Origin of the sequence: Opacimonas viscosa (assembly GCF_024199005.1) — a bacterium.
Taxonomy (GTDB): Bacteria; Pseudomonadota; Gammaproteobacteria; order Enterobacterales; family Alteromonadaceae; genus Opacimonas; species Opacimonas viscosa.
Map to the genome: position 1 here is coordinate 1 of NZ_JANATA010000028.1, position 23,407 is coordinate 23,407.

At 41.7% G+C, this 23,407-nt stretch carries 22 protein-coding genes; 19 read left to right on the top strand and 3 right to left on the bottom strand.

The genetic code is table 11. From position 1 onward, the window contains the following. The first annotated feature begins 149 nt into the window (after window positions 1-149). The 3 genes from NLF92_RS14295 (at window position 150) to arsJ (ending at window position 3,256) form a co-directional block, all read left to right on the top strand. A complete protein-coding gene (locus NLF92_RS14295; RefSeq protein ID WP_254102273.1) occupies window positions 150-638 on the top strand; it encodes an HNH endonuclease in 489 nt (162 codons plus the stop codon). A 374-nt stretch (window positions 639-1,012) separates the two neighbouring features. Next, the gene (locus NLF92_RS11960; protein WP_254102275.1) at window positions 1,013-2,023 is read left to right on the top strand and encodes an ArsJ-associated glyceraldehyde-3-phosphate dehydrogenase; all 1,011 of its coding nucleotides are present in this window, start codon (window positions 1,013-1,015) and stop codon (window positions 2,021-2,023) included. Window positions 2,024-2,032: 9 nt separating this feature from the next. Next, a complete protein-coding gene (gene arsJ / locus NLF92_RS11965) occupies window positions 2,033-3,256 on the top strand; it encodes an organoarsenical effux MFS transporter ArsJ (RefSeq protein WP_254102277.1) in 1,224 nt (407 codons plus the stop codon). Here arsJ and NLF92_RS11970 read toward each other — a convergent pair. Continuing rightward, entirely contained in the window at window positions 3,253-5,544 is a 2,292-nt protein-coding gene (locus NLF92_RS11970) for an alpha-amylase family glycosyl hydrolase (RefSeq protein ID WP_254102279.1), read from the bottom strand. The two genes, arsJ and NLF92_RS11970, sit on opposite strands and share 4 nt — an antisense overlap. An 81-nt stretch (window positions 5,545-5,625) precedes the next feature. Here NLF92_RS11970 and NLF92_RS11975 point away from each other — a divergent pair, with 81 nt between their 5' ends. From NLF92_RS11975 to phoU, 7 genes are all read left to right on the top strand, one after another. Continuing rightward, window positions 5,626-6,084, top strand: coding sequence for a methylglyoxal synthase (locus NLF92_RS11975; RefSeq protein WP_254102281.1), 459 nt, complete (start codon window positions 5,626-5,628; stop codon window positions 6,082-6,084). 172 nt (window positions 6,085-6,256) lie between these two features. Continuing rightward, window positions 6,257-7,375 (top strand): OprO/OprP family phosphate-selective porin, encoded by a 1,119-nt coding sequence (locus NLF92_RS11980; RefSeq protein ID WP_254102283.1) that lies wholly within the window; start codon window positions 6,257-6,259, stop codon window positions 7,373-7,375. A 90-nt stretch (window positions 7,376-7,465) separates the two neighbouring features. Beyond that, a complete protein-coding gene (locus tag NLF92_RS11985; RefSeq protein ID WP_254102286.1) occupies window positions 7,466-8,503 on the top strand; it encodes a substrate-binding domain-containing protein in 1,038 nt (345 codons plus the stop codon). 74 nt (window positions 8,504-8,577) lie between these two features. Continuing rightward, on the top strand, window positions 8,578-9,975 hold the full coding sequence (gene pstC, locus NLF92_RS11990; protein ID WP_254102288.1) for a phosphate ABC transporter permease subunit PstC: 1,398 nt from the start codon (window positions 8,578-8,580) through the stop codon (window positions 9,973-9,975). Next, complete coding sequence (gene pstA, locus NLF92_RS11995) at window positions 9,968-11,257, top strand: phosphate ABC transporter permease PstA (RefSeq protein WP_254102290.1); 1,290 nt, start codon at window positions 9,968-9,970, stop codon at window positions 11,255-11,257. Before pstC ends, pstA begins: the two co-directional genes overlap by 8 nt. 8 nt (window positions 11,258-11,265) lie before the next feature. Next, window positions 11,266-12,102 carry a phosphate ABC transporter ATP-binding protein PstB gene (gene pstB, locus NLF92_RS12000; protein WP_254102292.1) on the top strand — a complete coding sequence of 279 codons (837 nt, stop codon included), beginning with the start codon at window positions 11,266-11,268 and terminating at the stop codon, window positions 12,100-12,102. 16 nt (window positions 12,103-12,118) lie between these two features. Then, complete coding sequence (gene phoU, locus NLF92_RS12005) at window positions 12,119-12,844, top strand: phosphate signaling complex protein PhoU (RefSeq protein WP_254102294.1); 726 nt, start codon at window positions 12,119-12,121, stop codon at window positions 12,842-12,844. Between the two features lie 107 nt (window positions 12,845-12,951). Here the strand turns inward: phoU and NLF92_RS12010 are convergent, their stop codons facing one another. Together NLF92_RS12010 and NLF92_RS12015 are read right to left on the bottom strand one after the other, a co-directional pair. After that, window positions 12,952-13,386, bottom strand: coding sequence for an SRPBCC family protein (locus NLF92_RS12010; RefSeq protein ID WP_254102296.1), 435 nt, complete (start codon window positions 13,384-13,386; stop codon window positions 12,952-12,954). A 115-nt stretch (window positions 13,387-13,501) separates the two neighbouring features. After that, window positions 13,502-14,095, bottom strand: a complete 594-nt coding sequence (locus tag NLF92_RS12015; protein ID WP_254102298.1) for a LysE/ArgO family amino acid transporter — start codon at window positions 14,093-14,095, stop codon at window positions 13,502-13,504. A gap of 169 nt (window positions 14,096-14,264) precedes the next feature. On the opposite strand from NLF92_RS12015, the gene NLF92_RS12020 reads away from it, so the two are divergent. The 9 genes from NLF92_RS12020 to NLF92_RS12060 are packed head-to-tail and all read left to right on the top strand — an operon-like array spanning window position 14,265 to window position 23,315. After that, window positions 14,265-15,215 carry a type IV pilus biogenesis protein PilM gene (locus tag NLF92_RS12020; protein WP_254102300.1) on the top strand — a complete coding sequence of 317 codons (951 nt, stop codon included), beginning with the start codon at window positions 14,265-14,267 and terminating at the stop codon, window positions 15,213-15,215. Further along, the gene (locus tag NLF92_RS12025; RefSeq protein ID WP_254102302.1) at window positions 15,215-15,808 is read left to right on the top strand and encodes a PilN domain-containing protein; all 594 of its coding nucleotides are present in this window, start codon (window positions 15,215-15,217) and stop codon (window positions 15,806-15,808) included. Before NLF92_RS12020 ends, NLF92_RS12025 begins: the two co-directional genes overlap by 1 nt. Beyond that, window positions 15,801-16,457 (top strand): hypothetical protein, encoded by a 657-nt coding sequence (locus NLF92_RS12030; protein WP_254102304.1) that lies wholly within the window; start codon window positions 15,801-15,803, stop codon window positions 16,455-16,457. Before NLF92_RS12025 ends, NLF92_RS12030 begins: the two co-directional genes overlap by 8 nt. Next, window positions 16,450-16,827 carry a hypothetical protein gene (locus NLF92_RS12035; protein WP_254102306.1) on the top strand — a complete coding sequence of 126 codons (378 nt, stop codon included), beginning with the start codon at window positions 16,450-16,452 and terminating at the stop codon, window positions 16,825-16,827. The genes NLF92_RS12030 and NLF92_RS12035 overlap by 8 nt, the downstream gene beginning before the upstream one ends. Next, window positions 16,814-18,448 (top strand): pilus (MSHA type) biogenesis protein MshL, encoded by a 1,635-nt coding sequence (gene mshL, locus NLF92_RS12040; RefSeq protein ID WP_254102308.1) that lies wholly within the window; start codon window positions 16,814-16,816, stop codon window positions 18,446-18,448. The genes NLF92_RS12035 and mshL overlap by 14 nt, the downstream gene beginning before the upstream one ends. Before the next feature lie 4 nt (window positions 18,449-18,452). Further along, a complete protein-coding gene (locus tag NLF92_RS12045) occupies window positions 18,453-19,373 on the top strand; it encodes an ExeA family protein (protein ID WP_254102310.1) in 921 nt (306 codons plus the stop codon). Window positions 19,374-19,376: 3 nt separating this feature from the next. Next, window positions 19,377-20,351: a tetratricopeptide repeat protein gene (locus tag NLF92_RS12050; protein WP_254102312.1), complete on the top strand. Its 975-nt coding sequence runs from the start codon at window positions 19,377-19,379 to the stop codon at window positions 20,349-20,351. Continuing rightward, window positions 20,348-22,105, top strand: a complete 1,758-nt coding sequence (locus NLF92_RS12055) for a GspE/PulE family protein (protein WP_254102314.1) — start codon at window positions 20,348-20,350, stop codon at window positions 22,103-22,105. Before NLF92_RS12050 ends, NLF92_RS12055 begins: the two co-directional genes overlap by 4 nt. Continuing rightward, entirely contained in the window at window positions 22,092-23,315 is a 1,224-nt protein-coding gene (locus tag NLF92_RS12060) for a type II secretion system F family protein (protein ID WP_254102316.1), read from the top strand. The genes NLF92_RS12055 and NLF92_RS12060 overlap by 14 nt, the downstream gene beginning before the upstream one ends. Window positions 23,316-23,407: the final 92 nt, after the last annotated feature.

Genomic DNA, 23,407 nt, shown 5'->3' on the forward strand with positions numbered 1-23,407 from the left:
TTGAAATTGAAGGTGTAAAATAGATTAATCGCGACAACTAGTTTGACAAACACCGACTTAGTGAAACGATAAAAACAGATTTTGAAGTTTCAATAAAAAACGTCAAGACATTCGTTCGAAATCTCAAGTTGTTACTTACTAGTGAAGATGTGCCAAATGAAAAACTTAGCGAGTACCTCAGCGACCAACTTGATTCGCTGCTTGTCACCCGAAAGAGAAGAAATAATCAAGAGTTTTATATTTTATGGTTAATTATCTCTGGTCTAACTTACACTATGATTAAGGATAATCGAGACCTTCTTCGAATCGAAATACAGAAAATCATTTCTTTTTTTAGAGACATAACAGAAATGACTCATGAAGATGGAAAGGCTACGGAAAAGTTGCTTGATACTATCATTGATATTCGCAGTATGTTTTTGTGTTCTGACAGGAAATTGCGACTGACTCAAGAACAAAAACATGATTTGTTGAAGCTACAACAAAACAAATGTGCAATCAGCGGAAAAGACTTGTTTATTACCGATGATGTTCATGCCGATCACATTGTACCGTTGACTAAAGGTGGCGAGGACGTAATTGAAAACATACAGTTAGTTCATTCAGATGAAAACCTAAAAAAATATAATAATCACTAGTTTTGTAAATAGTTGGGTAGCTTGAGTAGTAAAATTTTACATAAAAATGGACATAATTTTTATTCAATATTGTAAGCATTTGAATTTAATGTTAATTTTTAATTAGCTAGCTAGATAATTTTATCTCAGGTATAGTTAACCGTTCTAAATTCCCAACTTTTTAAATGTAAAGATAACTTGAAAAGCCACTATTTAGTGGCTTTTTTTAATTTCATTAAAATTTAATATATAAAAACGCACTATAGAGCTTATTAACAAGTTAACATATTAGGAAAATTGATGACCGTGCAAGATAGCATCAAGCTCTAACAAGTTGAAAGTACAGGATCAGCGCCTAATATTTTTAAGCAGTTGCACAGACTAGGAAAATAACAATGGCAATTAAAATTGGTATTAACGGTTTTGGCCGCATTGGCCGTTTAATAATTAGAGCCGCTTTTGGTTGGCAAGACATTGAATTTGTACAAATCAACGATCCGGCTGGGAATGCTGCAACGTTGGCACATTTATTAAAGTATGACTCCGTTCATGGTACTTGGCTACATGATGTATCCCACTCTGAACACAGTGTCATGGTTGACGGTCAACCCATTCGAGTAACGCAAAACCATGCGATTAACGACACGGATTGGTCTACATGTGATTTGGTTATTGAAGCCTCAGGTAAGATGAAAAGCACTGATTTGCTGCAAAACTACTTGGACCAAGGAGTCAAAAAAGTCGTCGTTACTGCACCAGTAAAAGAAGATGGCGTGCTCAATGTAGTGATGGGAGTTAACGACTCTCTCTATGATACCCAGCTGCACTCCATCGTAACCGCAGCATCTTGTACCACCAACTGCCTAGCTCCAGTGGTAAAAGTGCTACAAGATAAGATTGGCATCAAACATGGTTCCATGACTACCATCCACGATATTACGAACACCCAAAGCATTCTGGACGCACCACACAATGATCTGCGTAGAGCACGTGCCAGTGGCATGAGTCTCATTCCAACGACGACAGGTTCGGCAACAGCGATTACTCATATCTTTCCGGAACTAAAAGGGAAGCTAAATGGTCATGCAGTGCGTGTACCATTGGCCAATGCATCCCTTACTGACTGTGTATTTGAAGTTGCGCGTCCTACCACTGCAGCAGAAATCAACGCTTGGATGAAAGCCGCGGCCCAAGGCGAATTGAAAGGTATTCTTGGCTACGAAGAAAAGCCACTGGTATCTATCGATTATAAAACCGACCCACGTTCTGGTATTGTCGATGCGCTTTCAACCATGGTCGTTAACGACACGCAAATCAAACTATATATATGGTATGACAACGAATGGGGATATGCCAATAGAACAGCTGAGTTGGCTCGTAAAGTAGGTTTATCAATCAAAGGATAATCACCCGCGATGAAGCGTTTGGCGTCACTCTCAAATGATATTAAGCAATATCTGATTGTCACAGGTAACTATTGGGCATTTACCTTAACAGATGGTGCACTTCGCATGTTGGTTGTGCTGCATTTTCATGCATTAGGATATAGCCCTCTTAGCATAGCGATGTTGTTCTTGTTTTATGAATGCTTTGGGGTTGTCACTAATTTAGTGGGCGGCTTCTTGGGTGCTCGGTTAGGTCTCAATAAAACGATGAACATTGGCTTAGCCATGCAAATTATCGCTTTGTTGATGTTAGCCGTACCTACAGAATGGTTAACTGTGGTGTATGTGATGATAGCCCAAGCACTTTCAGGCATTGCCAAAGACTTAAACAAAATGAGCGCAAAAAGCTCAATCAAAATGCTAGTTAACACCGGACAAGAAGGGACATTGTTTAAATGGGTTGCCATATTAACAGGCTCTAAAAATGCCCTAAAAGGCGTTGGCTTTTTCTTAGGCGGATTGTTGTTAACCTTGCTTTCCTTTAACGGTGCCATGTTTTTAATGGCAGGTTTTTTGGCACTTGTTTGGAGTTATAGCCTATATGCCTTGCAAAATGACTTAGGCAAAGCCAAGTACAAACCAAAATTTTCAGACATTTTTTCCAAGAGTCGTTCAATTAATATCTTATCCGCTGCACGAATGTTCTTGTTTGGCGCTCGAGATGTATGGTTTGTGGTTGCACTGCCAGTATTTTTATCCCAAGCTTTTGCATGGGATCATTGGACGGTAGGAGGTTTCTTGGCGCTTTGGGTGATGGGTTATGGTGTTGTGCAATCGCTGGCGCCCAAGCTAATCAACTTTAAAGCGAGTCGTTCTCCTAACACTGAAACCGTAAAATGGGCAGGCTTGTTAGGGTTAGTTACCTTAAGTATCACTTTGTCCTTATATTTTACCTGGGAAGTTAAAACCGTACTTATTGGAGGCCTAATAGTATTTGGCATACTGTTCGCAATTAACTCGTCACTGCATAGTTATTTGATTGTTAGTATGGCCGATAGTGACGGCGTTTCTCTTGATGTTGGCTTTTACTACATGGCCAATGCAATGGGTCGTTTAATCGGTACTGTCCTGTCAGGCTGGATTTTCCAGTTATACGGGTTAGCTGCATGCTTAGCTATTTCATTTATATTTATTGGTTGCGCTGCGCTTATTTCCATTAAGTTGCCAACCGCTCCCATTATCAACAATAACTAATTTTCCCACACCCAAACCGATTGACCAGAAATTTGTCCAGATAGAGTAAAGTCACCCGTCGAAGAAAATAACACTTGAGCACCCTCTAACCAGTCGGTATTTAGCTCTCGAGAAGCGGATGCGAAGTTGATTGCCACATAGACGGTGCGTTCACCTTCGGTACGTGTAAAAACCAGCACAGCGTCTGCAGCATGACTCAGAACAGTCAAGTTGCCTTGGCTCAATATAGGCTGAGCTTGGCGCAACGTATAGATCGCGTTATAAAATTCCAATAAAGAGCCTGATTGTTGTACTGCCTGTTCTACATTATGTGTTTGGACATTACGCGATAACGCTCTAAAAGGTGTACGATTAGAAAAACCTGCGTGCAAAGTGTTATTCGTCCAACTCATAGGAGTACGTAAAGCCTGATCACCATTCAAGTTCAGCCCACCGGCCATACCGATTTCTTCACCGTAATACGTAAAAGGATTTGCAGATGCAAGTAAATAGGTCGCTGCTGCTACTTTGTATTCAGCCTCATCCCCACTAAGTTGGTCAAAGATTCTAATGCCGGCAAAAGCGTCATGGTTTGCCAAAATCAAAGGCATTTGGTCATGATTTACCGCATTTAACTCATTGTGTAACGACGTTGTCACCTGCCCCGACTTAACACTATCTAAAACGGCATGACCGGCTGCAAAATTAAAGGCATAACCACATGCATTTGGACTCGCCATTGCTCTAAATTGTCCAGGCGCTTCACAAACAATATATACCCCAGAATAATCGGCTACTCCAGCACGCAGCGTTTGCATGATCGCTAGATTCTCTACCTGGTTCTCTAAGCGGCCAGCCCCATTTTCAATCAATACCCCAACCGCATCAAAACGAAAGCCTGCCACCCCCAAGTTCAACCAAAACCTCATGCTGTTGATATGATAATCAAGCACTGCTGGGTTTCGCAGATTAAAATCAGGCATACGCTCAGTAAAGGCACCATAGTACACGCCATATGGACTGCTGCGCCAGGGCGTTCGACCCCATAGTTGCCAGCTATTATCAATCTGGTCACGCCATATAAACCAATCTCGCAAAGGATGATCAACACTGCTTGCGGCATCTAAAAATAAAGGATTTTGGCTTGCTGCATGATTGACAACATAATCAATAATAATCGCAATGCCTCTGCGGTCTGCTTCAATGATTAATTGCTGAAAATCAGCGAGGGTGCCATAGTCACTCTCTACCGCTCGATAATTTTGCGTTTCATAACCATGGTCATTATCAGCGCTTTCCATCATCGGCATCAGCCACAAAGCGGTAATCCCTAAATCAGCCAAATAATCCAAACGACTGGTTAAACCATTAAAATCACCGACACCATCACCGTCGGAATCCTGATAACCACGGATATAAATTTCCATGAAGTTTGCGTTGGTATACCAATCATCAGCGCGTGAAGATGCTGGAGCATCTGGTTCTACGGCAGACATATCGAGACTGGCAGTCGCATTGCCTTGTTGTGCTTTAAATGCTGTAAATACCTCTCGCGCTGTGGTTTCATCCGCAAACGGAATGGCAGTTATCCCTTCCCCGACGGCAGCTACATTATCTTCCACGACCCACGCCGTATATCCAAAATCAGATGGACGTAAAATCAAATCGTAATTAGGACTTTTTAGATCCCCGAAATGAACAATAAAACTAAAAATCTCTGTAGGATCTTGTAGGGGTACTTCCCAATACGCGTAATCATCTTCTACACGCGTAGGTGGCATTGGCGTTTGCCAAGTGGTCGCCATTTCCGGCTCAATTGCTTGTCCCCATAAGTGCAACCCCCAACCCGTATAGTTTTCTGATGAGTGCAGATAGTAAATTTTCATCACTGTTTCTGCAGTGGGAGGGATAGAAGGATTAGGCAACGTATCAACTGCAAACTGCAGTGCTCGTTGAGTTTGACCAACGCCATCTGAAACGGTCAATGTTGCGATAAACTCTGCATTTTCTGCTACTTGAAAGGTCGCGGCTTGGGTTATCAAACAGTTGTTAATTGTGCGTGTAGCAGGCAACGCATTGGGAAGATTAATAGTACAAGAGAGGGAGTCATTATCATTGTCACTCACACTCCAAGCAAATTGTACTAAACCTTGCGCGCTGATAGTTGTCGTCGTAAAAGAATTGATTACAGGTAAAGCATTACTGGGGATGACTGGAGCCGGGCCTGCCGGAGAATTGTTACTCGAAGTTCCACCACCACAGGCATTTAGCAAAATTACGGTAAATACAAACACTAATTTTTTTAACATACAGACCTGATTATTCAATAATTTATACTTCAATTCATGACAAAATACAGTATGCTATAAATGAATCTAGGAAAGCAAATTATGCATTATAAACATATCAAAGCACCGGCAACGAAGCGAATCGCTCTTGTCGCACACGACCATATGAAACCTATCTTGGCGGATTGGTGTGCAACTCATCAAGAAAAATTAGCACGTCATGAACTCTGGTCCACCGGTACGACAGGTAACATTGTCAAACAAGGTTCTGGTTTAACTCCCCAACGCTTTTTGAGTGGTCCCATGGGCGGCGACCAACAAATTGGTGCCTATATCGCTGAACAAAAGCTCGATATGTTGATCTTTTTCTGGGACCCACTCGCATCTATGCCTCATGACCCAGATGTCAAAGCGTTATTAAGAATTGCTGCAGTATGGAATATCCCCGTGGCATGTAATCCCAGTAGTGCGGATCTGTTGATTGCTTCACCATTGTTAGATGAAAGCTATTCTTATCGCGTGCCTGATTATGAGGCCTATGAAACGCACCGCAATGAATAATTATGACAAAAATATTTCATTACTCATGTCTCGCAATTACTAGTGTTACAGGTTGTATTTGCACGCAAAAATATATTTATTACAAATAAATCGAACGTTGTAATATTTCTGTCATAAAAGTTCTTTACTATACTCAGCATATCAAACATCCATTTATATTTTTGAGGTAATAATGAACAACTCAGTAACGACAGCACACAAAAAATCAGTTTTAGCGAAAACTGTTACTACATGCTTAGTAGCACCTTCTCTTGGTTTGCTACTAGCTGCTACGCCTGCACTTGCTGGTTCAGTTACAACCGACGGTCCTGATTTAAAAATCAAAACTAAAGGTGGTTTTGAGGTAAAGACGACAGACGGTGAGTTTTCTTTTCGCGTTGGCGGACGTGTCCAATGGGATTACAACAAAGCTGAATTAAATGGCATTACTGATGAAGATACATTAAGTATTCGTCGTGCACGTATTTTTACACAAGGTACTGTTGGAGATGACTGGTCCTATAAAGCCCAGTTCAATCTTGGTGATAACAATGGTGGTAAACCAGAAGATCTATACATTTCTTACGGTGGTTGGGGCAAACAAGCTAAACTAACTGTCGGTAAACAAATGGTTGTTTTTGGTTTGGAAGAGTTTACTAGCTCTAAAGATATTACTGCTTTAGAACGCTCAGGCATTACCGAGCAGTACAGCATTGGTCGCCAAAACTCAGTGCGCCTACATGGTGAAATCGGCAACGCTTTCTACTCTTTATCAGCATTTGAAGATGGTGATGCGTCAGGTAATGATGATTTTGGTGTAGCAGGTCGTGTGGCTTACTTACCCGTTAAAACAGATGATTTATTAGTGCATGTTGGTGCGGCTTATGCACAACGTGGCGGTGATACTGAATCAATGGGCTTAGAAGTTGCTGCAAGTATGGGTGCATTCCATGTGCAGTCAGAATATTTTGATTCAGAAAGTGCAGGTACTGATAAAGATGGTTACTACGTACAAGCAGGTTGGGTATTAACTGGTGAGGAGCGTCCATATAAAGGCGGTAAATTCAAGCGCGTTAAGCCAAATGCAAGCACAGGTGCTTGGGAAGTCTTCGTCCGTATGGAAGAAGGTGATGGTAATCACAGCGATATCGAATTAGGTCGTGTTGACGCAAGTGCTTATAGCGTTGGTGTGAACTGGTATGTTGCAGACAACGTTCGCGTAGGTGTGAACTACTCAGATGGTGAAAGCAACGCAATAGATAGCGATGACGACGGTCAAGAGTTCCGTGTCCGTTTACAATTAACTTACTAACTTAAAATTTTCAGTGTCGTTAGATTCGTAAACAGCAATAACGAGATAGCGGCACTTCACTAAACAAATGAAATAAACAAGGATTTAGCCATGTTTTATAAAACACTGATCGGTTTAGGTTTAGCTACATTAGCAACAAGTGCTCTAGCAGAAGGTAGAGATACCATTTCTGTAGTAGGTTCATCTACGGTATACCCATTTTCTACAGTAGTAGCTGAACGTTTTGGTAAAGCGACAGAGTTCGCTACACCAAAAATTGAGTCAACGGGTACTGGCGGTGGTATGAAATTATTTTGTGCCGGTGTAGGTATTGATACGCCTGATATGTCTAACGCATCTCGTCGCATCAAGGCTTCTGAGTTAGAAATGTGTAAAGCCAATGGTGTTAAGGAAGTTGTAGAAGTCCTTGTCGGTTTTGACGGAATCGTTTTTTCTAATGCGGTAGGTTCACCTAACATTGAAATTTCTTTACAAGAGATCTTCTTAGCGTTAGCTAAAGAAGTTCCTAATCCAAACGGTTCTGAGAGCTTGATCGAAAATCCATATAAAACTTGGAATGAAATCAACCCAAGCTTACCTAGCTACAAAATTTCTGTATACGGTCCACCACCAACTTCAGGTACTCGTGATGCATTTGCTGAATTAGGTCTTGAGGGTGGCTGTAAAACTTATGACTGGATCAAAGCGTTGAAAAAGTCAGACAAAAATCGTTATAAATCCATCTGTCACTCTGTTCGTGAAGACGGTGCTTACATTGAATCTGGCGAAAATGACAACCTAATTGTACAAAAATTGACAACTAACCCTGACGCATTTGGTATTTTTGGTTTTAGTTTCTTAGACCAAAATTCAGATACATTACAAGGTTCAAAGGTTAACGGTGCGTTCCCTACCTTTGAAGGTATTGCAGATGGTTCATATCCAATCTCTCGTCCTTTATACTTTTATGTAAAAAAAGCGCACGTTGGTAAAGTTCCAGGTATAATAGAGTTTCTAACAGAGTTTATGAGTGAAGATGCGATTGGTCAGGAAGGTTATACCACTGATAAAGGTCTTATTCCTCTTGCTCCAGAAAGACTAGATGCATTACGTACATCTGTATTAAATCTAGAAAGCGTCCAACTTTAAGTTATGCTTTAAAATATCAAACTGAGGCGTTGTAATGATGCCTCAGTTTTTCTGTTTTAAAAAAGGAAGGTTTCATGACCACAACACACTTAGCTTTTGCAGTGATAATCATCGCTTTGTTTAGCTATTGGTTAGGTATCAAACGTGCCATTACGGTTGCCGGTGGCGAACAACATACTCGCCAACTCGTTTCTTTACCTAGTCAATATGGCTTATTAACTGCATTTTGGTGTGGTTTACCGGCTATCTTATTTTTGCTTATCTGGTCGGCGATTGAAGCAAGTATCGTTGATTCATTGTTGATTCAACAGGTGATGCTTACTTTAGACACTACCGCTCAGCAAAATATGAGTCTGTTGGTTAATAATATAAAAATCCTTGCTGAAAAAGTGCAGCTCAATGAAGATGTAAGTGCTGCAACGGCGTTACAACTACAACATGCAGCTTACTACACTGAGCTAAATACAAAAGCTACGTGGTTAAAGACACTACTGACTTTAGTCATTGCAGTGGGCTGTGTTGCAGTATTATTGACCAAAATTAAACAATCATTCCACGCTCGAAATAATCTTGAAAAAATTGTTAGTGGTCTGTTATTCACCTGCTCAGGCATCGCCTTATTGACGACGATTGGTATTGTCATGTCGGTCTTATTTGAATCGATTGCTTTCTTCTCCAAAGTCCCTGTCACCGAGTTTCTCTTTGGGACTCAATGGAGTCCACAAATTGCTATGCGTGCTGACCAAGTCGGCGGTTCAGGCGCATTTGGTGCGATCCCGTTATTTGTCGGAACGATTTTAATTAGTACGATCGCCATGTGTTTGGCCATCCCTGTCGGGTTAATGATTGCTATCTACCTTTCACAATATGCTTCACCTCGTCTGCGTTCTGTCGCAAAACCCATGTTAGAAATACTGGCTGGTGTACCCACCGTTGTTTACGGCTTTTTCGCAGCCTTGACTGTTGCCCCTTTGATCCGTGACTTTGGTATTTTGGTTGATTTACCGATTGTTGCAGAAAGTGCTTTAGCCGCAGGGTTAGTCATGGGTGTCATGATTATCCCATTCGTATCTTCTTTATCAGAGGATGCCTTGACCGCCGTTCCTGCTGCGTTAAAAGAGGGCTCTATCGGAATGGGTGCTACGCACTCAGAGACTATCCGCAAAGTCTTATTCCCTGCAGCGATACCAGGTATTGTGGGTGCTATATTGCTCGCAGTATCTAGAGCAATTGGTGAAACCATGATTGTTGTCATGGCGGCTGGATTAGCTGCCAATTTGACCTTTAATCCGATTGAGTCAGTGACTACGGTTACGGTACAAATCGTCTCTTTACTCAAAGGTGACCAAGAATTTGATAGCGCGAAAACACTTGCCGCATTTGCCTTGGGTTTAATGTTGTTTATCACCACCCTAGCGCTGAATATCGCCGCTTTGAAAATCGTTCGTAAATATCGAGAGCAATATGACTAAACAAGATCCCCAAACAATGCCTCGCTCCGCAGTGACAGAAAAAATTGAGCTCGGCTTAGCCAAGCGTCACCGCCGCGAAAACATATTTAGAGCCTTCGGTTTAACTGCAGTTATTTTTGGCTTTATATTAGTCTTCTTTTTGCTGTTTGATATTACCAGTAAAGCCCTACCTGCTTTTCATCAACACTGGGTAAAAGTAGACGTAAATTACAGCGAAAAAAGTCTGCGGTATGCAGCAGGTGATAACTTAGCAGACCTTAGCTATCGCAATACCTTACGCAAATCGATTTATGAAACGTTTCCAGAAGTCAAAGCCCGTCGTGATAAACGTCAACTCAACGGTTTGTTTTCTAGTAATGCGGAATTTGCTATCAAAGAACATCTGATCGCAAATCCAGATCATTTAGGCACAACACAACCGGTTTGGGTGCGTGTCGACGATGACGTTGATGTATACTTAAAAGAAGTAGAAAAACTAGGTGAACCACTTGTGCGGATTGATCAAAAAGAAGCGCAGTGGATCAAAACGCTCGTAGACAATGGAGCGATCGAAAAGCGCTTCAATATCGAGTTTTTTACCAGTAGTGATTCACGTGAGCCAGAATTGGCCGGTGTAAGAGGTGCATTAACAGGTACTTTTCTAACGATGATCGTCACACTCGTCCTATCCTTCCCCTTAGGTGTTGCAGCTGCGGTCTATTTAGAGGAGTTTGCACCCAAAAATCGTTGGACAGATATGATTGAGGTCAATATCAACAATCTTGCGGCTGTACCATCCATTATTTTTGGTCTGCTGGGATTAGCTGTTATAATTAATTTATTCGGTATGCCTCGTTCTGCGCCATTAGTGGGTGGTATTGTATTAACACTTATGACATTACCCACCATTATTATTGCAAGCCGAGCTTCAATCAAAGCTGTTCCTCCGTCTATACGAGAAGCAGCTATGGGACTAGGTGCCTCTCGAGTACAAACCACATTTAGTCATGTTTTACCTATGGCTATGCCGGGTATTTTAACCGGTACTATCATCGGTATGGCTCAAGCGTTGGGGGAAACTGCACCATTGTTAATGATTGGTATGGTGGCGTTTATTGTTGATGTGCCAAGCTCATTTACCGACGCATCGACGGTTATGCCGGTACAAATATTTTTATGGGCGGATAGTCCGGAGCGTGGCTTTTTAGCCAAGACATCTGCAGCCATCCTTGTGCTACTAGGCTTTTTATTCTTAATGAATGCATCGGCGGCGTATCTCAGACGTCGTTTTGAATCCAAATAGGAAAGATCATGAATACTGTAATGACTTCAGAAAATTTAACGTCAGGTGACATTGTTATCAATGGTTCAGTTGGCACACCCTTTTGTGATGACGCCAAAATGTCGATGCGTAACGTCAATGTTTTTTACGCCGAGAATCAAGCTATCCACGATGTCAGTTTAGACTTGGCGAAAAACCAAGTAACAGCATTAATCGGCCCTTCCGGTTGCGGTAAATCAACCTTCTTGCGTTGTATCAACCGAATGAACGATTTAATTCCTCAATGTAAAGTGACAGGCTCATTTGTAATGGATGGTGCTGAGTTATATGCCAAAAACATGGATCCGGTACTGCTACGTGCCAGAGTCGGTATGGTGTTCCAAAAGCCAAACCCATTCCCGAAATCTATCTATGAAAACGTTGCTTACGGTCCCAAAATTCATGGCTTGGCGACCAGTAAATCTGAGTTAGATGAAATCGTTGAAACCAGTTTACAAAAAGCCGGGTTGTTTAACGAAGTAAAAGACCGCTTAGATAAGCCTGGAACGGGACTTTCTGGTGGTCAGCAACAACGTTTATGTATCGCTCGAACCATTGCGGTCAGTCCTGAAGTCATCTTGATGGATGAACCAGCATCAGCTTTGGATCCAATCGCGACTGCCGTGATTGAAGAGCTCATCAGCGAGTTAAAAGAAAAATATACGATTGCGATTGTAACTCACTCTATGCAGCAAGCTGCACGAGTATCGCAAAAGACGGCATATTTCCATTTAGGTAAATTAGTTGAGATGGGTGATACCAAGCAAATATTTACCAACCCTAGTCACCAACTAACAGAAAATTATATTTCTGGTCGATTCGGTTAAAGCAGGAGCTATATATATGTTCGAAAATAACATTAAAGGTCATATCTCAAAACAGTTCGATATGGAATTAGAAACTGTACGTGAGCATCTATTCAAGATGGGTGGTTTGGTTGAGAAGCAAGTACAAGATGCGTTTACAGCTCTAGTTGATGGCAATGATAAACTGGCGAAAAAAGTCATCAAGCGCGACAGTAAAGTGAACGCACTAGAACTAAAAATTGATGAATTGTGTACACAGATTTTAGCACAAAGACAACCTGCTGCCTCTGATTTACGCCTTATTATTACCATTATCAAAATCATCACTGATTTAGAAAGAATTGGTGATGAAGCAGAAAAGTTGGCAGTCGCAGCTCAAAATGTCAAAGAAAAACACATCAGCGCTGATCGTGAAGAATACCAATACTTCAGTGCCCTGGGTGAATTGATTTTAGAGATGCTCAAAAAAACATTAGATGCATTAGCACGAATGGACACCGACGATGCACTCGAAATAATTAAACAAGAAAATGAAGTCCATGAGAGATTTGATGAGTTACTCTCCTACCTCATCGATTGTATGAAGAAGAAGCCGAAAACAATCAAAAGCGTGTTGTCGATTACCTGGAGTGCCAGGGCGTTGGAAAGAATGGGTGATCACATTCAAAACATCAATGAATTTATCATTTACCAAGCCAAGGGCAGAGACATCCGTCACTTAGACTTGGATAAATTGATTGCCACACTAGACGAAGATTTTTAAACCTTCTCATAATGGACCGTTTAAATAAGCGTTAACCATTGCTACAAACACCGCTGATGAAAATCCATCAGCGATGTTTGCAAAAGTTTCAGTCTCGTAAAATGCGATTACTTATTCGCAATACCTTTTAAAATACCCCCAAACGCACTGCCGATTTTCGCTTGTAATAAACGATCAAAAAGAGGTCCCAAGATAGGCAGCGTAAAATAACCTGCTGTTTCCCACACGACTTTGGTGCCGGAGCCTTGTTGGATAAGTTTTATCTCGCCTTTGGTGTGTTCAATATGAAAAGGTTTGGCTGACTCAATATGATAATCCATGCGAAACGGACGCTCAAACGCAGTAATCCGCTCTACAAACTCCAATGGACCCGCACCAATAACTCGCAAAGCACCTTTGCCATTGCGTTCATTTGTACCTTCTTCTAATAATTCTGCGCGCTCAACCCCAGGGTAATCAGTATAGTTCGCGTGATCGCTTAACAGGCGAAATACATCTTGGATAGGCTTATCAATCACTCGTTCTATTTTTGCTGCGAACATGGTGGCTCCTTTTTTGTTTTGTTGTTTTCGTACAATGCACACGCTTAGCATCGGAGTATATTCTGAACATTGGGTCTTAAACACTGATTTGCTCAGCTAGCGCCTATCCTGTCACTTAAGCCACTAAACTCAATGCAATGAACCACATGATGATCCCAATGAGTGTATCTAGAATGCGCCAACTATGAGGTTTCGCAAAAACAGGCTCAAGTAAACGTGCACCATAACCTAGACTATAAAAAAATACGCATGATGCACTTATGGTACCCACACCAAACATAAGCGGATCTGGATACTGAGTCGATATTGATCCAATCATGACCAAGGTATCTAAGTAAAAATGAGGATTTAACCAAGTAAAAGCCAAACATAACAAAATCGTTTTATACAAAGATTTTGGTGAGTCACCGGTGGCAACTAATCCCGTTGTGTTCGTCCAAGCTGACCGGAAGTTGATAGCCCCATACCAAAATAAAAACGCAGCACCGGCCCAACGAGCAACCCACTCAATCTCTGGAAATTTAGCAACGACCAAACCAAATCCAGCAATACCTGCAGATAAAGCGATAGAGTCAGATATAAAGCATACGGTACACACCCAAAAGACATGTTGGCGCAGTAGCCCTTGTTTTAGAATAAAAGCATTTTGTGCACCAATCGCTACGATGAGAGAAAGTCCAATCGTGAAGCCTGCAAATAATGACGACATAGCAAGTAATATTACGAAATAATGTTCGTAAATATACACTTATTAAGGATAAATCACAGCAATAAATGGGCTAAAGTAAATCTCGTTTTTGCAGATAATATAGCTATAAATCTATATGGATTTTCTATGGAACTGTTTTCATAGATGGATATTGCACAAAGGATTGAGCATGCAAATAAGTTGGCGTGATTTTTTAAAAATGAAACTAGCAAAGCGAAACGCAATCTTCGCTTTGGGGATTTCAATCGGTAAAGACACCAACCACGTCGTTGGGTTAGTCAAACAAGGAGCTGAAGTCAGCTGGGTGCATGCTTGTGTATTTGACTCTGTTTCATTTAAAGCTGAATTCAGCTCTTGGGTCAAAGTCAACAACCTCCAAGGTACTCCAACGTACGTCTCGTATACCGAATCATGGTACCAAATTTTACAAATAGACCGTCCTGAAGTCGAAGAATCTCAAATCTTTGATGCGATCCAATGGCCACTCAAAGAGCTAATGACTTCGGACAAAGAGATTACCTACGATTTTTTTGATATCCCTGCACAGGTTGCCGGTAATCACAAAGTCTCCGCAGTGGCAATTGAGCATGAACACGTGGCAAAACTCTGCCATCTTTGTCACGATTTACAACTCGATTTAAAACAAATTTTTGTCGAAGAACTAGCGATGTGCGAGCTGGTTCACAGCCATTCTGAAGCCGTCATGACATTGGTGCAAGAGGTCGGTGGTGAGCTTTGCTTAAACATCATTAAAGATAATCAACTGTATCTCACTCGCCGCTTACGTGGTTTTGATAAGCTCGACAACTTTTCAGCAGAAGAACTTAAAATGGGGATTATTGAATCCTTGTGTATCCAAATCCAACGTTCCTTAGATTTCTTTACCAATCAACTACGCCAAGCTCCGGTCAAGCATATCTTCATATCTATCCCAGCGGATGCAGAAGAAAGTATCGCCAGAGATATTGAAAAAGTTATCGACATCACAGTCAGTAAACTCGTTCCAGCGATTGAATTAAATACCGAAGTCAATATGCGCGATTTTAGTTTGAATGCGGTTGGCGCAGCCATGGTGGCATTAAACGTGCAAGGTAAGGTTAGCAACAAGGAAGCTGCTTAATGAAAAAGACCATTAACCTTATCCCCAAAGAACTCCAACCTCAGCTAGAGGTATTTACTGTGCATACCGTTTTACTGGGTATGTTATGTGCGTTTTTGTCTGTCTTTGTGTTCAGTAACTTCTCTGTTAGCCACAACCAAGCATTAACGGCACAGCTAGACACGTTACGCAATGAATTAGACCGTAAAACCAATGTCCTGAATATCATCAGTGCTGAATTAGAAAACCGGACAGAAGATCCTATTTTACTCCGCCAATCTTCATCTACAGAATCAAGTCTGATGGAAAAACGTCGTTTAATTGCGGAGCTGGAAGCGCGCGATGAATTGCGTACACAAAGTTTTGCGGATCTCTTAGAAACGTTAGCTAGCAAGCACTCTAGTGACATGTGGCTGACCTCCATTAATGTTGTTGGTAACAATATGGTGATTAAAGGTCAATTAGACAAACCCGAAGCTTTACCTATGTGGGTCGGACAATTAAGTTCCGAATCCTATTTTGCTGGTAAAGAATTCCAAAGTGCTAAAGTCTCCCGGAAAAAAGACACATTAGCTTTTGAGCTACGCACTTCAGGAGGGACGGATAATGAGTAAACAATCCGCTGTAGACAAATTAGAAGTGAAGTATAGCGCTTTACAGAAACATGAAAAAATCTTGGTTTTGGTATTAGCCATGGCTTTTAGTGCATTTATTGGCTTTGAATTATTAATTACACCAGAGTCGAACAAAACAGAGAATCTAGAAAAAATGATAGCTGCAACTACCAGTAGAATTGATCAGGTAGAACAAGATCTCACACAAATGAATATCGCACTTGCTAATGATCCCAACGAACCCTTGCAAGACCGCATAGAGCGTTTAAATGCGCGTATTAACTCCCTTGATGAACAGTTTACCCAGCAGTTAAATGAATTAATCCCAGCAAGTGTAATGCCTAAAGTGTTGGATAGCTTATTTACCAAAGCAGAAAAATTAACCCTCTTAGAGATGAGTAGTGTCTATCCGGTAGATTTATTTTCTAATGATAAAAATATGCAAACCACTCGCCTGTATCAACACGGAGTAAAGCTAACCTTTAACGGTAATTATTTTGCTGTATTGGAATTTTTGGAACAAATAGAGCGTATGCCGTATCAGCTGTATTGGCATTCTTTTAACTATGATGTGGAAGATTACCCAACTGCACGTATTGAGTTGGAATTATTTACATTAAGTACCAATGAGGCATTTATCGGTGTGTAAACTATCTCAATCAATCAACATTAGCCTTATTTTAGCGTGTGTTACTGGAAATGTAGTATTGGCCGATACTATCAATACACCAGAATTAACTGACCCTACTCGCCCCAAGAACTATCTGCAAAATACGCTACAGATAGCCGCGACCAAGGGAGTGATTAGTTTTGAACTCAGTGCCATCTTCACTAACCCAACAGCTCGCTATGTGGTGATTAATGAAGAAACTTTACAAGTAGGTGATGAGCTCGATGGATATCGCATTACGAAAATCACCAAGGACTCTGTCACGCTAGAAGGAAAAGTAGCGAACCGAGTCGACGCCAAAACCTTATTTTTGTTTAACAAGGATGTTAAAACTCATGCAGTACGTTAAATTTACCACTCTACTAGTTGCCTCTGTCAGCCTCATTTTAGGCGGATGTAAAAGCACACAATCGACCGACGTGGCTGCAGAGTTAGCAAAAAACATTGCTGAACAAGCTGCGCATACACAGCAGCAAAGCTTGCCTCAGGAAGTGTTAAATACACTTTCACCGCAACTACAATCACCACAGGAATTTGTGATTGATAGTGCCAAATATGACATTAATGCGCAAAATATGGATGCAGCAGGTTTCTTTGCTAACCTTGTTAAAGATACGCCATATAGTGTCGCAGTGCACCCTGAAGTAACAGGCTCGGTCTCTTTAGATTTAAAACAAGTTCCTTTGGAACAAGTTTTTTCCTTGGTGTCTGATTTATATGGTTTTCACATCGAAAAGAAGAAGAATATTTTTCGCGTATTTCCATCTGGAATGCGCACTGAAACCTTTAACGTTAATTACCTGTTAATGCAGCGTGATGGGTCTACCCAAACCAGTATTATTTCAGGTGGAGTATCACAAAATGGCAACAGCCAAGATGGTGCTCAAGGTAGCCAACAAGGTGGCTTTGGTGGACAAAGCGGTGGCTTTGGTGGTGACTCAAACAATGCGGTGAATGGGACCACCATAACTACCAAAACAGAAACTAATTTTTGGGATGACCTAGAAAAAAGCCTAAAATCGATGGTCGGTACAGAAGGTGGTCGTTCAGTATTTGTAACTCCACAAGCAGGTTTAGTGACCATTCGAGCCTTACCTGAAGAAATTCGCAGTATTCGAGACTTTTTACAAACATCCGAAGATAATTTACAGCGCCAAGTGGTGCTCGAAGCACGGATCTTAGAAGTTGAATTAAAAGATGAGTTTCAACAAGGGATCAACTGGTCAAATATTGCCAAAACGATTGGTACCACTAACTTTGGGCTATCCACCACGTTGGGGAATGTAGGTAATGACGTCACAGCATCTTTAGGGAATGTCACTAGTTTATCTTTTGTTAACCAAGACTTTACCGGTGTGCTCTCTTTGCTCCAAACACAGGGTGAAGTGCAAGTACTATCTAGCCCTCGTGTCACTGCAACTAATAACCAAAAAGCTGTGATCAAAGTGGGTAATGATGAATATTTTGTCACTGATGTATCGAGTCAAAATACGATTACATCGACGACAACATCGGTCGTACCTGATATTGAATTAACACCTTTCTTCTCCGGTATTGCTTTGGATGTGACACCGCAGATCGACGAAAACAACACTTTGCTCCTGCATGTTCACCCATCCGTGATCGAAACCCAAGAGCAAGAAAAAGTGGTGACGTTAAACCAAGAACAAATCGTATTACCGCTTGCACAATCTACTATTCGCGAATCAGACACGATTATTAAAGCCATGTCTGGAGAGATCGTCGTGATTGGAGGTTTGATGCAGTCTTTGACCGAAGATGTAAATTCTAAAACACCAATATTAGGTGATATTCCGATGTTGGGGAGTTTATTTAAGAGTAAATCTCAACGCGAAGTCAAAAAGGAACTCATCATTCTTATCAAGCCGACAATTGTTGAGTCAGGTACTTGGCATCAACAAATGCGTAACAGCCAAGCTACGATTAATGAATGGGTAACAGTGGAATAACCTTATGTACCTTGAATATTTTGGTTGCGATTACCTACCCTTTTCTCTGACGCCTAACACGCAGCAATATTTTGGTGCGCAGTGTCATCATGATGCCATTGTCACATTGAATCATGCATTAGTGAGCGGTGAAGGATTCATTAAAGTAGTAGGTGAAGTGGGTACGGGCAAGACGTTACTTTGTCGTAAGTTACTCAACGAGATGCCCCAAAATATTTATACTGCGTATATTCCCAATCCATTTTTAAGCCCTGGTGAGTTACGTACGGCGGTAGCCAAAGAATTAGGTGTCGCAATCACTGCGCAAACAGACCAACAAGCTTTTACGCAGATCATTCAAGAAAGATTGATTGCGCTACACAACCAGTTTGATCATGTCGTCCTAGTCATTGATGAGGCGCAGGCTTTGCCTGTTGAGAGCATGGAAGCTCTACGACTGATCACTAATTTTGAGACCGAAACCCAAAAACTCCTACAAGTTGTCCTGATTGGGCAGCCTGAATTGGATGACAAAATCGGCTTGCCAGAATTAAGACAACTCAAACAGCGCATTACATTTAGCTGTGAATTAAAAGAGCTTAATGCCGCACAAATATATGATTATATTCGCCATCGCATGGTCAAAGCCGGTTATTCTGGCCCAGAAATTTTTTCTTTTGAAGCGTGTGAGATGATCCAAAAAGCAACTAGGGGTACACCTCGCATCGTTAATGTTTTGTGCCACAAAGTACTCATGTTGTTGTATGGCCAAGGCCAATATTATGCAACACCAGAACATATTCGGATTGCAGCTTTAGATACCGAAGCTTGTTTACCCGTTACCCTTCCGTGGCGCTTGGATTGTAAAGCGCAATGGCGCACAGCCGCACTATGTACAGGGGCATTATGCACCCTGATTATATGCCTACCTCTCATACAAGGATAAGTTATGAGTGTCGTAAATCAAATGCTCCGTGATTTGGAACAACGCCAAACATCATCAGACAATACCCAAACGGTTTATCGCTCTGCGCAACCTCCGCGTACGGCGATGCCTTTTATCATTATAGGGTGTTGCTTTAGCGTGATTGTCTTGGTGAGTTTATTTGCTCCCTCATTAAGCGAGGTGCTACTAAAAGGGCCAGCTCAAGGTGAGACACATACTCCAACTGACAAATTGCCAGTAATGCACAGCAACGACAGAGGTTTTGTACTCAACAAGACGCAGCCCACTGTGGCCGTATCGACAACAAACAAGGTTAACCTTGCTAGTAATACAAGGAACAATGAAGACTTGCGTACCTCGTCGAATTCCACTGACTTACAGCATCCACCCGCTGCAATGTCTGTTGCTCGAACTGCAACGGAGTCTATGCCAGCAAATAAGTCAGCCAATCCAGACCCTCAAACGGTTACAGGTATGATGGTCGTGCAAAGTGCACAAGACGCGGATACTCGAGTTTCGTTATTACAAGATAAAGCGCGTTTGGCTTTACAAATGAATCAATTTTCTGACGCCACAGAGCACTTGGCAAATTTGTTAAAGTTGGCACCAGAAAAAAATGACATGCGGCTTTTACTCGGCCGGATTTACTTCCAACAAAACCGTATAGAGCAAGCGCTTACCACCCTACAAAATACCGCGACAGAAACTGATATCGGAATGGAGTTTATAGCTTTTCGTGCACAACTCCTGACCCAAACTGGGGAGCATAGAGCGGCTATTGCTGACTACAATCGTCTCAGTGAGAGCCAACCAAATAATGTGAAATGGCTCCTCGGTAGCGCTGTCGCCTATGACCAACTACAGGCTTACAACGAAGCCATTATTGCTTACGAAAATATTGCATTAAACCCAAATTTACCTGACAACATCAGTACATTCGTCACCCAGCGTCTAGGTGAGTTAAGGACTTTGATATGAAAAATAATTTACGGATACGTTTAGGTGATTTACTTATTCAAGACGGTTTAATCACCCAAGAGCAACTCAATCAAGCATTAGATGAGCAAAGCCGTACAGGACGTAAGTTAGGTGCTGTGTTGATCGATTTGGGCATTGTCGAAGAATCAGAAATGTTGAATCAACTTGCTGATCACTTGCATATTCCATTTATTGATATCGATAAGCGTAAAATCGATGCTGACTTAATCAAGAAACTACCAGAGATCCAAGCACGACGTTTTCGAGCACTCATCATTGAAGAGCGTGATCATTCTTTTCTTGTGGGTATGGCGGATCCAGCAGATATAACAGCGGTTGATACTATCGGCGGCATGTTACCCAAAACAGTCGAGCTGGCGATTGTGAGTGAAGCTCAATTAACGGCTGCCCACGACAACCTATATCGTAAAACTGAAGAAATAGCGTCTTTTGCTGAAGAACTGGCACAAGAATATGCTGATGAAGGTGAATTTTCGATTACTGCAGATCTTGGTGAGGACCAAGATACCGCTGTGTCTAGGTTATTACAGTCCATCTTCGAAGATGCGGTTATGTCAAAAGCATCAGATATTCATATCGAACCAGGTGAAGATGCTTTGCGCATTCGTCACCGAATCGATGGTGTACTCCAAGAAAATATTATCAAACAAAAAAATATCGCAGCGGCCTTGGTACTGAGACTAAAACTCATGGCAGGCATGGACATATCAGAACGTCGTTTACCCCAAGATGGTCGAGCCCAAATGACAGTAAAAGGGAAGCAAATCGATATCCGTTTATCGACTATGCCCATCCAAGATGGTGAAGCGATTGTTATGCGTTTACTTGATCAATCTAGTGGGATCCTAGGTTTAGATAAATCAGGCATGCCACCAAAAATTTTAAAACGCTTTAAAAACTTGTTAAATCGTCCCAATGGTTTGATCTTAGTTACCGGACCAACAGGCTCTGGAAAAACGACCACACTATATGGGTCATTAACGGAATTAAATTCCCCTGAGAAAAAAATTATTACCGTAGAAGATCCTGTGGAGTATTCACTCCCTCGGATTAACCAAGTGCAGATAAATAACAAGATTGATCTCGATTTTGCTCGCGTTTTACGCACGACCCTGCGTCAAGATCCAGATATCATCATGGTGGGTGAAATGCGTGACCAAGAGACCGTTTCCATCGGGATGCGCGGCGCTCTTACCGGTCACTTAGTGTTATCGACACTGCATACCAATGACTCGATTTCCTCAGCGACTCGACTCATAGATATGGGAACACCTGGTTATCTGGTGGCAAGTGCCTTGCGTGGCATTGTTGCACAACGTTTAGCGCGTAAAATTTGTGAAAATTGTAAGACCGATGCACTACCGACAGATGAGCAAATGCTTTGGTTACAGCACATTAACCCCAACGCACATATGGTCAATTACAAAAAAGGGGCTGGGTGTCAAAAATGCAACCAAACGGGTAATTCAGGTCGTGTTGGTGTGTTTGAATTATTAGAAATGACTGACGCCATGATGACCAAACTCAAAGAAGATGACAGCATTGGTTTTACCGAAGTCGCGAAAAAAGCGCCTGGCTATCAACCCTTGTCACATGCGGCTTTTGAATACGCAGAAGCTGGCTTAATCACCGTTGAAGAGGTGTTAAAACTCGTAGAAAACGTATCTGAAATTAACAGTACCGCAGCAGCGGAAATAACCCCAGCAGAGGATGCACCTGATGCCCTTGTATAGCTACGAAGGAAAACTGGCTAGCGGTAAACTGACTCGAGGCACTCTGGATGCGAGTAGCCCTATCACTGCAGCTAAAGCCTTAATGGGTAAAAATATTGTACCCGTCAATATTGTTGCCGGTGGTGATACTGAAGCACTTGAGAAAGAAGATAATATTTCCATGTTTACCCCTCAGGTAAGCATTGAAGACTTAGTGATGTTCTGTCGGCAAATGTATTCATTGGCGAATGCCGGTGTCCCCATCATGCGTGCGGTTCGAGGTCTAGCTAACACCATCACCTCCAAGCGCCTAAAGATCGCATTAATGGATATCCAAGAAAGTTTGGAACGTGGGCGCACGCTATCTTCAGCGCTCAACAACCACCCAGACATCTTTAATCAACTCTTTGTTTCGATCGTCCACGTTGGCGAGAATACGGGTAAATTAGATATCTCATTTAAACAACTTGCTGGGTACTTGGAGCGCGAACAAGCTACGCGAAAACAAATCAAATCAGCCACTCGGTATCCAACCTTTGTCATTGGTGCAATTGTCATTGCGATGGTGATCATGAATATTTTCGTGATTCCGATTTTTGCTGATATGTTCACAAAATTTGGTGCTGAATTACCGCTAATGACTAGAATCTTGTTAACTTCCTCTGAATTATTTATCACGCAATGGCACATTCTTTTGATAAGTTGTATAGCACTGTTCTTTGGTACCAAAAAATACTTCAGCAGTGACTCTGGAGCATACCAATGGGATAAAATAAAATTACAATTGCCCATTGTCGGTTCTATTTTCAAACGCTCACTGTTATCGAGGTTTGCGCGAAGTTTTTCGATGATGTTAGCCGCAGGTGTACCATTAAATAGCGCATTATCCTTGGTGGCAGAAGCGGTTAACAACCGTTATATGGAAGAAAAAATTTTAGGGATGCGTGGCAGTATTGAGCGTGGAGAAAGCCTCGGTCGAGTGGCCGGTGCTAGTGGCTTATTCACCCCTTTGGTTATGCAAATGATCTCTGTCGGCGAGGAAACGGGCCGAATAGATGAATTACTGGAAGAGGTGGCAGGTTACTATGAAAGTGAAGTGGATTACGACCTACAGAATCTGACCGCAAAAATAGAACCGATTCTGATATCAATCGTTGCAGGCATGGTGCTCGTGCTTGCTTTGGGTATTTTTACCCCGATGTGGGACATGATGGGGGCTATCAAAGGTTAATCACTGACAACTAACATGCAATATTTTTACTCGAAAATTTGTATTTTTTGTATTTTTTGTATTTTTTGTATTTTTTGTATTTTTTGTATTTT